The organism is Streptococcus cristatus, assembly GCF_003943505.1.
In the GTDB taxonomy this organism is placed as follows: Bacteria; Bacillota; Bacilli; order Lactobacillales; family Streptococcaceae; genus Streptococcus; species Streptococcus cristatus_E.
In genome coordinates this window covers 1-13,978 of record NZ_RJPS01000014.1, presented here as the reverse complement: position 1 = coordinate 13,978, position 13,978 = coordinate 1, and the positions used below count along the sequence as shown (strand labels likewise).

The 13,978-nt window shown below is 44.6% G+C and carries 12 protein-coding genes; 1 reads left to right on the top strand and 11 read right to left on the bottom strand.

The genetic code is table 11. The features are described 5' to 3' along the window. Window positions 1–2: 2 nt before the first annotated feature. From D8792_RS10015 to D8792_RS10000, 4 genes are read right to left on the bottom strand one after another with little or no spacing between them, the layout of a single operon-like run. Window positions 3–869 carry a cysteine ABC transporter substrate-binding protein gene (locus D8792_RS10015; RefSeq protein ID WP_125373899.1) on the bottom strand — a complete coding sequence of 289 codons (867 nt, stop codon included), beginning with the start codon at window positions 867–869 and terminating at the stop codon, window positions 3–5. Window positions 870–880: 11 nt separating this feature from the next. After that, on the bottom strand, window positions 881–1,639 hold the full coding sequence (locus D8792_RS10010; RefSeq protein ID WP_125373898.1) for an amino acid ABC transporter ATP-binding protein: 759 nt from the start codon (window positions 1,637–1,639) through the stop codon (window positions 881–883). Continuing rightward, complete coding sequence (locus D8792_RS10005) at window positions 1,640–2,317, bottom strand: amino acid ABC transporter permease (RefSeq protein WP_125373897.1); 678 nt, start codon at window positions 2,315–2,317, stop codon at window positions 1,640–1,642. Continuing rightward, complete coding sequence (locus tag D8792_RS10000; protein ID WP_125373896.1) at window positions 2,277–2,957, bottom strand: amino acid ABC transporter permease; 681 nt, start codon at window positions 2,955–2,957, stop codon at window positions 2,277–2,279. Before D8792_RS10000 ends, D8792_RS10005 begins: the two co-directional genes overlap by 41 nt. Before the next feature lie 216 nt (window positions 2,958–3,173). On the opposite strand from D8792_RS10000, the gene lctO reads away from it, so the two are divergent. Then, a complete protein-coding gene (gene lctO, locus D8792_RS09995) occupies window positions 3,174–4,310 on the top strand; it encodes an L-lactate oxidase (protein WP_125373895.1) in 1,137 nt (378 codons plus the stop codon). A gap of 170 nt (window positions 4,311–4,480) precedes the next feature. Here lctO and relB read toward each other — a convergent pair whose 3' ends face one another. From relB to D8792_RS11755, 7 genes are all read right to left on the bottom strand, one after another. Further along, the gene (relB, locus tag D8792_RS09990) at window positions 4,481–4,774 is read right to left on the bottom strand and encodes a type II toxin-antitoxin system RelB family anti-toxin (RefSeq protein WP_125373894.1); all 294 of its coding nucleotides are present in this window, start codon (window positions 4,772–4,774) and stop codon (window positions 4,481–4,483) included. Then, the gene (locus D8792_RS09985) at window positions 4,764–5,129 is read right to left on the bottom strand and encodes a type II toxin-antitoxin system RelE/ParE family toxin (protein ID WP_125373893.1); all 366 of its coding nucleotides are present in this window, start codon (window positions 5,127–5,129) and stop codon (window positions 4,764–4,766) included. Before D8792_RS09985 ends, relB begins: the two co-directional genes overlap by 11 nt. Before the next feature lie 539 nt (window positions 5,130–5,668). Further along, a complete protein-coding gene (locus tag D8792_RS09980; protein WP_125373892.1) occupies window positions 5,669–6,514 on the bottom strand; it encodes an aldo/keto reductase in 846 nt (281 codons plus the stop codon). Window positions 6,515–6,525: 11 nt separating this feature from the next. After that, window positions 6,526–6,714, bottom strand: coding sequence for a hypothetical protein (locus tag D8792_RS09975; protein ID WP_125373891.1), 189 nt, complete (start codon window positions 6,712–6,714; stop codon window positions 6,526–6,528). A gap of 219 nt (window positions 6,715–6,933) precedes the next feature. Next, window positions 6,934–8,100, bottom strand: a complete 1,167-nt coding sequence (nagA, locus tag D8792_RS09970; RefSeq protein WP_125373890.1) for an N-acetylglucosamine-6-phosphate deacetylase — start codon at window positions 8,098–8,100, stop codon at window positions 6,934–6,936. 298 nt (window positions 8,101–8,398) lie between these two features. Next, window positions 8,399–10,030, bottom strand: coding sequence for a Na/Pi cotransporter family protein (locus tag D8792_RS09960; protein WP_125373889.1), 1,632 nt, complete (start codon window positions 10,028–10,030; stop codon window positions 8,399–8,401). A 389-nt stretch (window positions 10,031–10,419) separates the two neighbouring features. Then, the coding region (locus D8792_RS11755; RefSeq protein ID WP_185758442.1) for an LPXTG cell wall anchor domain-containing protein at window positions 10,420–13,978 on the bottom strand (3,559 nt) is incomplete at its 5' end.

Below are 13,978 nucleotides of genomic sequence, written 5' to 3'. Positions count from 1 at the left end.
TTCTATTCTACTTTTCCACCTTCAACGACGAGATCATCTACTTTTGCAGCATCACCGTAGGTTGGGTGAAGAGTCTTTTCATAAGCCTTGTGGAAGAAGTTTTCCTTGCCCAATTTTTCAATGTCTTTATTGATGAAATCAAGCAACTCTTTGTTTCCTTTTTGGACTGCTGGTGCGATGGTATCTGGGTCACCAAGTGAAGTAATTCCTACTTCATATCCTTTATTTTCAAGAGCCCAAGCTAGAACTTCAGTATTGTCAGTCGAGAAGGCATCTCCACGTCCATCCAAAAGAGCTTGGTAAGCATCACTGTATTGGTCATATTTTTGAAGTTTGACTTCTGGGTGATTTTTCTCAAAGTATGTTTCAGCAGTGGTTCCTTTGGTTACAATCAAGGTCTTGCCTTCAAGCTGTTTAACATCTGTAATGACAGCTTTCTTAGGAGATACAACACCCAGTGAAACCTTCATGTAGGGAAGGGCAAAGTCAACTTGTTTCTTACGCTCGTCTGTGACTGTAAAGTTGGCAAGAGTGATGTCCACCTTGTTAGAAATCAAGTATTCCGCACGGTTAGCAGCATCGACAGAAACGTATTTTACCTTAACACCGAGGTCTTTGGCCAGCTGATTTCCCAGTTCGATGTCATAACCTTGGTAAGAGCCGTCGTTGTCTACATAACCAAAAGGTTTCTTGTCGCCAAATACAGCAATTCGAAGTTCACCACTTTTTTTGATTTCCTCAATAGTGCGAGCTTTAGCAGTAGTTTTGCCAGATGAAGAAGTAGCATTTCCGCCTGAGCTACAAGCTGTGACAAAGATAAGGGCAAAGGCAAGTGCCAAAACAGTTAAGAGTGATTTGAGTAGTTTCATAAGAATCTCCTTTATAAATATGAGCCAAATTGGCTGAAGTCAAAAACGTTTAAAAATTCTTGTGCTCGTTTGGTTTGTGGATTGGTAAAGAAAGAATGAGCCGTTCCTTCTTCAGCGATTTTCCCTTGGTCGAGGAAGATAATCCGATCTGCAATGGCTTGGGCAAACTGCATTTCGTGGGTCACCAAGATCATGGTGCGACCTTCTTGGGCTAGATCATTGATGAGTTCGAGGACCTCACGCACCATTTCAGGATCCAGTGAGGCCGTCACCTCGTCAAAAAGGATAATTTCTGGATGCATGAGCAGGGCACGGACGATAGCTACCCGTTGCTTCTGTCCACCAGACAATTGGCGAGCGAAGCTGTGTTGTTTGTCGAGCAAGCCGACACGTTCAAGTAACCGCAGGGCTTCTTCCGTCACCTCTTTCTTATCTCGCCCTTGTGCCTTGACAGGACCTAGGATAAGATTTTGCAGGACATCCAGATGGGGAAAGAGTTCATAACTTTGAAAGACCATGCCAATCTTTTGACGAACCAAGTGAAAGTCTTTCTGGTTTCCAATAATGGACTGGCCATCCAGAAGAATATCTCCACCCTGAATGGTTTCTAAGCCATTGAGGCAGCGAAGGAGGGTGCTTTTCCCACAACCAGATGGTCCTAGAATAACCACTACTTCCCCTTTTTTGATTTCTAGGGAAAGTCCTTGGAGGATGGGATTGTCTCCAAAGGATTTTTTTAGATCCTTGATTTCTAATATGGTATCAGACATTTAGTTCCTCCAGTGTTTTTCTAAGTGAGTGGATAGTTTAGAGATAGGGAAGCAAACTGCAAAATACAAGACCAGTATGGTTCCATAAATCCAAAAGGATGCGGTTGGAATGGTCAAGCGATTGCTATCGATGATTTGCTGTCCCACCTTTGTAACTTCAACGACTCCAATCAAAACAACCAGAGAAGTCGTTTTAATCATTCGAGTAACGAGATTGATGGCCTGCGGAAGCAGTCTTCTCAAGACCTGCGGGATGATGATGTGGTAGTAAAGTTGGAAATTCGTTAAGCCCAGCGCCTGTCCGCTTTCAAACTGATGTTTAGGAAGGGAAGTGATGGCTCCACGAACTAAATCCCCCATTTCAGCCGTTCCCCAAAGGGTAAAAACGATAACAGCGGAAGTTTCCCCAGAAATGTTGATATTAAAGTTTCGAGCCAAACCAAAGTAAACGATGAAGAGTAGCACCAGCTGGGGCATGATACGGATAAATTCTAGATAAAAACGTGTCAAGAAACGAATGACTCTAGAATGAGAGGTCATGATGATTCCCATGACCGTACCGAAAATCATAGACAAGAGGACAGAAAGGATTGAAATACCAATCGTGACTCCCAATCCCTGTAAGATCCGCAAGAGATTATTTCCCTGAAAGAGTACTTGTATTCCCGAATCCTGCATGGCGGAGCCTCCTTTCTATCCAACTAAAGAGCAATGATATAGGCAGGAGCATGATAAGATAGGCTACTACCAACATAGCCAGTGCAATGTCTATCTCATAGTAAAGCCCAATCAAGTCCTTGGCAACGTACATGAGGTCGGCTAGAGCAACCGCAGAGAAGACAGAGGTTTCCTTGATCAAGAAAATCACATTAGCACTGAAGGACGGCAGAGCCACTGCTGTGGCTTGCGGCAAGACTACGTAGCGAAAAACTTGAACGGGTGTCAGACCGATCGCTAAGCCAATCTCATGCTGGGTTTGACTAACTGCTTCTAGCCCGCTTCGGAAGGATTCTGCCATATAAGAGCCTCCCAAAAAGATAAGACCAAGGGTGGCGCAGACCTCAGAGGAAAGGACAATCCCAATCCGAGGAAGCCCGAAGTAGAGAAAGAAGAGTTGGATCAAAAGGGGCGTATTTCGCGACAATTCAATATAAGCTATGGCTAGCTGTGCCAAAACAGGGATGCGATAATGCCGGATGATACTAACAAGTAAACCAACTAGAAAAGCTCCCAAAATGCCCCAAACTGCGATATGCAGAGTTAGAAAAAATGCCTTTTGATATAATGGTAGATATTGTTCAACAATGGACCAATCCAAAAGAGAACCTCCCATCTAGGAATAATACAGCTATTGTAGCACTAAAAGATATGTTTGGATAATATGTATTTTCTATCACAATGATAAAAAATATTTATCGTCTCTATTGCAATCTGAAACTTCCAGACAAAATTTTTGAAAATGACATGAAAAAGAGTTAAGATGTTCCTGTAAATCAAAAAAGTAAACGTTTACTTTTATCAAGGAGGACATTTTATGTCATACAAAACAAGCAATGCCGAAGGCCCTGTGGATTTTATCAATACCTATGATCTGGAGCCTATGGCGCAGCAAGTCATTCCTAAAGCTGCTTTTGGCTATATTGCAAGTGGAGCTGAGGACACTTTCACCTTGCGCGAGAACATTCGAGCCTTTAACCATAAACTTATCGTTCCTCATACGCTCTGTGATGTGGAAAATCCAAGCACTGAGATTGAATTTGCTGGAGAAAAGTTGTCTTCACCGATTATCATGGCGCCTGTTGCAGCCCATAAATTAGCAAATGAGCAAGGGGAAGTCGCTACTGCGCGTGGTGTACACGAGTTTGGCTCTCTGTATACGACCAGCTCCTATTCCACAGTTGATCTTCCAGAAATTACGGAAGCCCTCCAAGGAACACCGCACTGGTTCCAATTTTACTTCAGTAAAGATGACGGGATTAACCGCCATATCATGGATCGTGTCAAGGCAGAAGGCTACACAGCCATTGTCTTAACTGCGGATGCGACTGTAGGGGGCAATCGTGAAGTTGATAAGCGTAATGGTTTTGTCTTCCCAGTTGGCATGCCGATTGTTGAAGAATACTTGCCAGAAGGTGCTGGTAAGTCCATGGACTTTGTCTACAAATCAGCCAAACAACGCCTGTCTCCACGAGATGTCGAGTTTATCGCTGAATACTCAGGGCTCCCTGTGTATGTCAAAGGCCCTCAATGCCGTGAAGATGTCGAACGTTCGCTTGCCGCAGGTGCTTCTGGAATCTGGGTAACCAACCACGGTGGCCGCCAAATCGACGGTGGACCAGCTGCCTTTGACTCCCTTCAAGAAGTTGCTGAAGCAGTTGATAAACGTGTACCGATTGTCTTTGACTCTGGTATTCGCCGTGGCCAACATGTCTTTAAAGCCTTGGCTTCAGGAGCAGACTTGGTAGCCATTGGACGACCTGTTATTTATGGCTTGGCTCTCGGTGGTAGCGTTGGTGTTCGCCAAGTCTTTGAGCACCTAAATGCCGAATTGAAAACCGTCATGCAACTATCTGGGACTCAGACCATCGAAGATGTCAAACACTTCAAACTACGTCACAACCCATACAACCCAAGCTTCCCAGTTGATTCTCGTGATTTGAAATTGTATTGATACATAAAACAGATTGTAATAAAAAACCACACCCCAAAAGTTAGACATAAAATCTAACGATTGGGGTGTGGTTTTTATCAGAGTGCATCTAAGCTGGCTCTATGGCAGGGATTGGTCAAAGCCTCTGGTAAGTTTGATTTGTTTCTCTAATATTTATTTCTTATTTTCTATTAAGCTTTTTCTTGCTCTAGTGGGACGACGACTAGGGTCTTGCCAAGGCTTGCTAATACTTTCAATACCGTATCCAATTGAGGGTTGGTCTTTCCTGTCTCCATTCGAGCGATGACAGGTTGACTGACCCCACTGAGTTCTTCAAGCTTCTTTTGGCTAATGCCTTTTTCATGCCTGGCCTCGATCAGCTCTGTCATAATCGCTACCCGCAGATCACTTTCTAGGATTTCTTCCTTGGTGAAAAGCTCTGCTCTTGCTTCTTTCCAATTACTACCGATGGCACTATTCTTCATCTTTTAGCCCTCTTTCTTTCAAATCTTGCAACTCTCGTTTGGCTTTCTCAATTTCCCGTCTAGGTGTCTTCTGCGTCTTTTTGACAAAATGGTGCAGTAAGACAAAGCTTCCATCTATCCAAGCCACAAACAAAACCCGATCCCGTAAGGGCCTTAACTCCCAAATCTCTGCCTCTAGATGCTTGATGTAGGGCTCACCGGCACGAGTTCCCTGTTGACTCAAGAGCTCGATATAGTCATTGAGCTTGTTGAGTTTGATCCGACTATCCTTGCTATTGAGACTAGCCAGCTCCTTCATATAGTCCAAAACTGGTTGATTCCCATGTTTATCTTTATAAAAATAAATAGTGTGCACAAAGCATCCTCTTTTCGAATTTATTATAACTCAAAAGCTATCGAAAGTAAATACTTTTAAGTTATCAAACACTGGCAAGTCCCCTTTGAAATATTCAAAAGGGACTCGTTTATATAATTCGAAAATAGCGCCCTTATTGGTGCCAATGAGGACAGTTTTTATCTTTGTGAGAACTAATAAGATTAGCAAGGCTAGCGAAATAGACAACTATGCTTTGTAACCATATTTTATCAATACTTTTGTTTTAAACCTATGATAAAAAATCATAACTTCCGATTCGGTATAACTGCAATAGCAATACCCTTATAATCTTCAAAAGAACCTATAAAAACTAATTCTTCTTTTCAAGAAACTATAGTCTCTTGAGAGACCCTCATCTGGCACTTGTTTTTGACGACAAATAAGCGAGGGGCGATGGATCTTATTAAATAGAAATGAAAAGAGCGTTCGAGGCCTAGGTTGCCACAAAACATCATTACATACTCATAACTAACAGATAAAGTAGCTTGATTTCAATTAAAAAGATGTCCATCTATCGCTTAAAAATCCATCCCATCTGGATTAGGTGCCCCGCCTTCCAAACCGCTGATATTTTTAAGAATTTCTAGATCAGCTGGACTCAGTTCAATGTCAAAGCAGTCTAGATTGCTAGTAATCCGGCTCGGAGTGACTGACTTAGGCAGGGGTAGAAAGCCTTCTTGTAAGCTCCAAGCGAGAGCAATTTGGGCAATGGTCTTGCCATACTTATCTGCTATCGCCTGCACAGCTGAATTTTGGAAGAGTTCGCCTTGGCCAAATGGTCCCCAAGCTTCAAGTAGGATATCATGGGCACGGCAGAAGTCCACTGCCTCTGTCTGATAGACACCTGGCGCTAGGCGGATTTGGTTGACGGCTGGAGTGACACGCGCTGTTTCCAGCAGAGCCTCTAGGTGATGAGGCAGGAAATTGCTGACGCCGATCGCTCGGATCTTACCAGCTTGGTAGAGGTCTTCCATAGCCCGCCAAACTTCTGCATTGCGCTTTTGCCAAGCTCCATCTTCTCGTAAAGGCTTAGGATTGGGCCAGTGGATGAGGTAGAGATCCAGATAATCCAGCCCCAACCGCTCCATGGAGCTGTCAAAGGCTTCCAAGGCCGCTTCATAGGTATGCTTGCTATTCCAGAGCTTAGTTGTGATGAAGAGCTCCTCACGCGGAATGCCGCTGTCTTTAATTGCTCGACCGACACTCTCCTCATTCTTATAGATAGCTGCCGTATCAATGTGGCGATAGCCAGCCTTCAGAGCGGCTAAGACTGCCTGATAAGCCTCTTCTCCGTCCTGAGCCTTCCAAGTACCAAAGCCCAAGACTGGAATCTTGACACCATTGTTAAGGGTATAATTTTGCATATCTGTTCTCCTTATTTTTTCTTTCTTTTGGACAATTTTGGCTTAAAGATATTTTCCTTAGTTGGAGCCATACCTCGGCTGAAAAAGCTGTAAATGATAAAGGCCAGCCCAGCAATAAACATCAAGAAACGATGCAGTAGCAATCCAAAGAAGAGGAATACCAAACCCATTCCCATAAATCTATAATCAATCTTTTTCATCCTGTCCTCCTCATCTATGATAAACCTATTATAACATCTTCTCTTTCATTGAGAAAGCCTTACCATCTGTTAAGAAAAATATCTCAGAGACTTTCTAATTGCGTCAATCATTCCTAGCTTTGTACAAGTCCCTCTAGCCAATCCTAGAGAAAAGTCAGTAATTCCACATTAAAAAAGGACAGGTTCCCCCATCCTTTCTAAAAATATAAGGAGACTCAATTAAAGAACACTGGATGTAGCTTCAAAGCGCTTTTCACCATCCAGATAAGTAGCAACCAGCTCCAAATCCTTGTCCAGAACGATAAAGTCGGCATCGTAGCCTTCCTTGATCTGGCCACAAACATCGTCAATGTGGACGGATTTTGCTGGGATGAGACTGGCCATCATGACTGCTTGGTGAGGATTTGCAATGCCCCACTCAACCACATTTTTCAGGCCGTCTTTGAGCTGCAGGATTGATCCTGCCAAGTTACCAGTCGATTTGAGACGAGCTGTACCATTGGCTACCACCACTGGAAATTCTCCCAGCATATAGTCGCCGTCTTCCAGCCCACCTGCAGTCATACAGTCTGTGATGAGGGCTACATGTTCATGGCCCTTTTGCTTAAGCAAAATATCACAGGCCTTAGGATCTACGTGGTGACCATCACAAATCAACTCTGCGTAAGTGTGAGGCAGCTCGTACATAGCCCCAACCATACCTAGCTCACGGTGGGTCAGGCCCCGCATACCATTGTAGGCATGCACCCAGACACTAGCTCCTGCTTCGACCGCAGTCTTGGCTTCATCATAGGTTGCGTTAGAATGCCCCAGAGCAACTGTCACACCTTCATCAGTGATGGTGCGGACAAATTCTTCCACTCCCTCACGCTCTGGTGCCAGAGCGATCTTATTGAGCAGACCATTGGCTGCCTTTTGCCAAGCACGAAATTCATCCATACGAGGATCCTTCATGTAGGCCGGGTTTTGGGCACCCTTGTACTTTTCAGTGAAGTAAGGCCCTTCAAAGTAGAGACCGCGAATCTTGGCACCACTTGCTTCTTGATAGCGCGCACCGATATTTTCCGTCACAGCTAAGAGTTGCTCGTAAGATGATGTCAGCGTGGTCGGCAGGAAACTGGTCACCCCAGTCGTCAAAAGCCCTTCACTCATGGTATGGAGGGTACCTTCGATGTTATTGTCCATGACATCGATCCCACCAAAACCATGGATATGGGTATCCACCAGACCCGGTGCGACAGAGTAGCCTGTGTAATCCACCACTTCCGCATCCGCAGGGACTTCCTCTACTAATTTTCCAAATTTTCCATCAATCACTTCCAAAAATCCACCCTTGCGAATTCCTTGAGGATAGAAGAACTGATCGGCTTTTATATATTTAGGCATTTGACTGCCTCCTCTTGTTCTATTTCTATTGACTCTATTATAACGCTTTCTATTTTATTTGTAAATGGTCTATACCTCTTTTTTAGAAAAATTTATTATATTATTTAAATCAAGAAAAGAGAGTGGGACAGAAATCGGTAATTCGTTAGAATTCGATTTCGTCGTCCCACCTCCGCACAGTTGAGTAGGGCTGTAAAAGCTGATGAAATCAGCCTAGTAGAGCCCACTCAACCACTGCGTCTTGCTCGACAATCCAAAGACAATTGAGAGGCTAGGACTTTTGTCCCAGCCTCCTGTTTTAAATTTGTTCCATTTGTACTTTCTCAGCCAAATTCATGGCATGGTCAGCAACTCTGGTATAGTGGGAAATGATATCGATGAAGTTGACCCCAGCTTGAGGCGTACATTCTCCCTTGTTGAGACGAGCAATGTGGGTCTTGCGCAGGCTGCGTTCTAGCTTGTCAATCTCCGCATGTTTGGCCTCCAAACTATTGGCCAAGTCCACATTATTTGTTTCCACAGAATGCAAAGCTTCTTTGATAAAGTCCAAGGTCAATTGATAAATATGTTCCAACTCTTCCAAGGCAGCTGGTGAAAATTCCACCTTCTTGCGGTGCAAGTAGTCTGTCAAATTCAGCAAAGCTTCTGAGTGGTCACCAATTCTCTCCAAATCACGACTAGAGTCCAGAATGCTGGTCAAGACTTCACTCTCTTTTGGATTGAGCTGCTGACCAGATAGGACAATCAGGTAGCGCGTCAATTCATCATCAATAGCATTGATGGCTTCCTCTGTCTTATGACCCTTTTCGGCAGATTTTTCTTCGTAGTTCACGATATAATCATAAGCCAATTCGAAAGATTTAGCAGCGTAGCCACCCAAGTGAAGGAGTTCCTTTTTGGCATTTCCCAAAGCCAGTGACGGCGCTTGGTCGATCAAAATCGTATCTAGGTAGAGAGATTCGTATTTAACAGTTTCATCTTCACCCGGAATCAACTTAGTAACCAAATATGCTAAAAAGCCAATAAAAGGAAACTGGATAATGGTATTGGTAATATTAAAGGTTCCGTGGGCAAAGGCAATAGTCATTTCTGGTGACAAATGCAAGGCTGTCTCAAACCACTGAATCAGTGATGTGAAAGGTAGCAGGAAGAGCATACAGATGACTGTTCCCACCACGTTAAAGGCCACATGGGCTCCAGCAACACGCTTGGCTGCGATATTAGCCCCCAAGGAAGCAATAATCGCTGTAATCGTCGTTCCGATATTGTCACCAAAGAGAACTGGTAAAGCTCCTTGCAGGTCAATGAGATTGCTAGCATAGAGATTTTGCAGAATCCCAATGGTCGCCGAAGATGCTTGAATGAGTAGGGTCAAGCCAGTTCCGACAAAGACACCCAAGACTGGATTTTTACTCAGCTGAACCATGTAATCTCGAAAGACTTGCAAGTCTTTGAGAGGCTCCATGGCTCCACTCATGAGATTGAGGGCGAAAAAGATGCCACCGACACCAAAGAGGATACGCCCGACATTGTTCACTGAGCGATTCTTAGTGAAGAAGAGGCAAACCGCACCTACAAAGAGCAAGGGCAGGGCATAATCACCCAACTTAAAACCAATGATGAAGGAGGTCACGGTCGTACCAATATTGGCCCCCATGACAATCCCGATAGCCTGACGCAGGGTCAACAGTCCCGCACTCACCAGACCAACTGTGATCACTGTCACACCTGAACTAGACTGGATCAGGGCTGTCATCCCAATCCCAACTAGCACACCTAAAAAAGGATTGCTCGTGTATTTATCAATGAAATAGCGCAGGCGGTCTCCCGCTGCCTGCTGCAAGCCGTCACCCATCATACGAATACTATACAGGAACAGCCCCAAGCCTCCTAAAAAGCTAAATATAATTTCTTGCCAATTAATGGACATTTCTTTTCCTCCGAAAAATAAATAGCGGATAATCTCCTATACTATTTTAAAACATCCAGCCTAATCTCACAAGCCTTTTCTGAAAAAGAATCGAATTATTTTTGCTCATTTTGAAACTTTTATTCTTATCACACTCAAGAGCAAACCAGAGCAAGTGACAAGGCCCGCTCACTACAAGAAAAGACAAGCAGGAAGAGCTAAATTTCAAAATATTTAGCTTGGTTCACCACTTTATAGGCTCAGGCTTAAAGAATAGAAATTATCTCAGTTTATCTTAGCCCAACTCAATTCTACATGTACAAAGCTTAAAAATCCCAGATAGCCTATGACTATCTGGGATTTGCTTTCCATCACTAAAATGTTGTCATCATTTTAGCCGGGTTTTAAGATTAGTCTTCCAAATTGACATCAGATGCTGATTCTTTCTTCTTTTTGTTCTTGAGAAAGGCTGATGCCAACGTTGCTATTCCTAATCCAAGCGCTGCTAATGGATTATTGGCAGTTCCTGTATTTGGTAAAGCTTTAGCATTTGGAGTAACTTTGACCTGTCCTGGTTGTGCAGGCTGTGGCTTAGGTGCTTGAGAATGATTTGTAGCACTAGATACAGACGCACTTTCAGACAGACTAGCTGAAATGCTTGCGCTATCACTCAGTGACACACTTGCTGATGTGCTCAATGAAGCAGAGACACTCATGCTCAAGTAGGCACTTGCTGAAAGTGAATCGTCAGCAATAGCATGACTGGCACTGATTGATCCTGAAATGCTTGTACTTGTACTCAATGAGGTAGAGATAGACTGACTATCACTTACAGAAGCTGAAGTACTTGCACTTACAGATGTAAGGTAGCTTGGCAGGTTAAACTCTGGCTTAGACTCGCTGGTTGGATCACCCATGCTATAGCTGAATGAGTTTGACTCCTGTGACACACTTGTACTCAAGCTGCTTGAAAGGCTATCGCTAAGTGATGTAGACGTACTTACACTTGCGCTTGCTGACTCTGACGCACTGACTGAAGCCGATACGCTGGTGCTTAAGCTTGCGCTTGCTGATAGAGATTCGCTTACGCTCAGCGATGCCAAATCATTTTCACTTGCCAAAGCAGACGCGCTAGCGCTCAATGATACTGAAGCGCTCTCGCTCGCTGAGGCTGATTGGCTACTGCTTACAGAAGATGATGCACTCTCGCTTGCTGAGATTGAAGCACTTAGGCTTGTGCTCAAACTTGTACTTGTTGAGTCAGACTCACTGATTGAAGCACTGTGGCTGGTGCTCAAACTTATACTTGCTGAATCTGAGGCACTGATTGAAGCACTTTGGCTCGTACTCAAACTTGTACTTGCTGAATCTGAAGCGCTAATTGAGGCACTGAGGCTGGTACTCAAGCTTGTGCTTGATGAATCTGAAGCGCTAATTGAGGCACTTAGACTTGTGCTCAGGCTCGTGCTTGATGAATCTGAAGCACTAATTGAGGCACTGAGGCTCGTGCTGGCTGAGTCGCTTGCACTGATTGATGCACTTAGACTTGTGCTCAAGCTGATGCTTGTTGAGTCTGAAGCACTGTGTGAGGCACTGAGGCTGGTACTCAAGGACGCTGAAGCTGACTCACTTGCTGAAACTGACTGGCTCAGACTTACTGATACTGAAGTACTTACACTTGTTGATACAGACTGGCTCAGGCTTTCTGATGCTGAAGCACTTGCACTTGTTGAGACTGATTGGCTCAAGCTTACTGAGGCTGAAGCGCTTGTACTTGCTGAAACTGATTGACTCAAGCTCAATGACGTTGAAGCTGATTCACTTGCTGAGACTGACTGGCTCAGACTTACTGATGCTGAAGCGCTTGTACTTGCTGAAACTGATTGACTCAAGCTCAATGACGTTGAAGCTGATTCACTTGCTGAGACTGACTGGCTCAGACTTACTGATGCTGAAGCGCTTGTACTTGCTGAGACTGACTGACTCAAGCTCATTGACGCTGAAGCGCTCGTGCTTGTTGATACAGACTGACTTGTGCTCAAGGACGTTGAAGCTGATTCACTTGCTGAAACTGATTGACTCAAGCTCATTGACGCTGAAGCACTTGCACTTACTGAGACTGATTGACTCAGGCTCAATGAAGTTGAGGCACTGTTGCTCACTGAGACGGATTGGCTACCGCTCAATGAGGTTGAAGCTGACTCGCTTGTTGAAACTGACTGGCTCAAGCTTACTGAGGCTGAAGCGCTTGTACTTGCTGAGACTGACTGACTCAAGCTCATTGACGCTGAAGCGCTCGTGCTTGTTGATACAGACTGACTTGTGCTCAAGGACGTTGAAGCTGATTCACTTGCTGAAACTGATTCACTCAAGCTCATTGACGCTGAAGCGCTTGTGCTTGTTGAAACAGACTGGCTGGTGCTCAAGGACGTTGAAGCACTTGCACTTGCTGAAACTGATTGACTCAAGCTTACTGAGGCTGAAGCACTTGCGCTTGTTGAGACTGATTGACTCAGGCTCAATGACGTTGAGGCACTGTTGCTCACTGAGACGGATTGACTCAGGCTCAATGAAGTTGAGGCACTGTTGCTCACTGAGACGGATTGACTACCGCTCAATGAGGTTGAAGCTGATTCACTTGTTGAAACTGACTGGCTCAGGCTTACTGAGGCTGAAGCACTTGCACTTACTGATACAGACTGGCTGGTGCTCAAGGACGTTGAAGCTGATTCACTTGTTGAGACGGATTGGCTCAAGCTTACTGATGCTGAAGCTGATTCACTTGTTGAAACTGATTGACTCAAGCTCATTGACGCTGAAGTACTTGCACTTGCTGAAACGGATTGACTCAAGCTCATTGACGCTGAGATACTTACGCTTGTTGAAACTGATTGACTCAAGCTTACTGATGCTGAAGCGCTTGTACTTGCTGAAACTGACTGACTCAAGCTCAGTGATGCTGAAGCGCTCTTGCTCAATGAAACTGACTGACTCAAGCTCAACGAAGCTGAGGCACTTGCACTTGTTGAAACCGATTGACTCAAGCTCAACGAAGCTGAAGCGCTTGTGCTTGTTGAAACAGACTGGCTCAAGCTCAACGAAGCTGAAGCACTATTACTTAATGAGATAGATTGACTACCACTCAACGATGCTGAGGCACTCTTGCTCAATGAAACTGACTGACTCAAGCTTAACGAAGCTGAAGCACTATTACTTAATGAGACGGATTGGCTACCGCTCATTGAGGTTGAAGCTGATTCACTTGCTGAAACTGATTGACTCAAGCTTACTGATGCTGAAGCACTTGCGCTTGTTGAGACTGATTGACTCAGGCTCAATGACGTTGAGGCACTGTTGCTCACTGAGACGGATTGACTACCGCTCAATGAGGTTGAAGCTGACTCACTTGTTGAGACGGATTGGCTCAGGCTTTCTGATGCTGAAGCACTTGCACTTGCTGAAACTGATTGACTCAAGCTTACTGATGCTGAAGCACTTGTTGAGACTGACTGGCTCAGGCTTACTGATGCTGAAGCACTTGCACTTGCTGAAACAGACTGGCTGGTGCTCAAGGACGCTGAAGCTGACTCACTTGTTGATACAGACTGGCTCAGGCTTTCTGATGCTGAAGCACTTGCACTTGTTGAGACTGATTGGCTCAAGCTTACTGATGCTGAAGCTGATTCACTTGTTGAGACTGACTGGCTCAGGCTTACTGATGCTGAAGCAGACTCGCTTGTTGAAACTGACTGGCTCAAGCTCATTGACGCTGAAGCACTTGCACTTACTGAGACTGATTGACTCAGGCTCAATGACGTTGAGGCACTGTTGCTCACTGAGACGGATTGACTACCGCTCAATGAGGTTGAAGCTGATTCACTTGCTGAGACAGACTGGCTCAAGCTCAGTGACGCTGAAGCACTTGCGCTTGTTGAAACTGATTGACTCAAGCTCAACGAAGATGAAGCA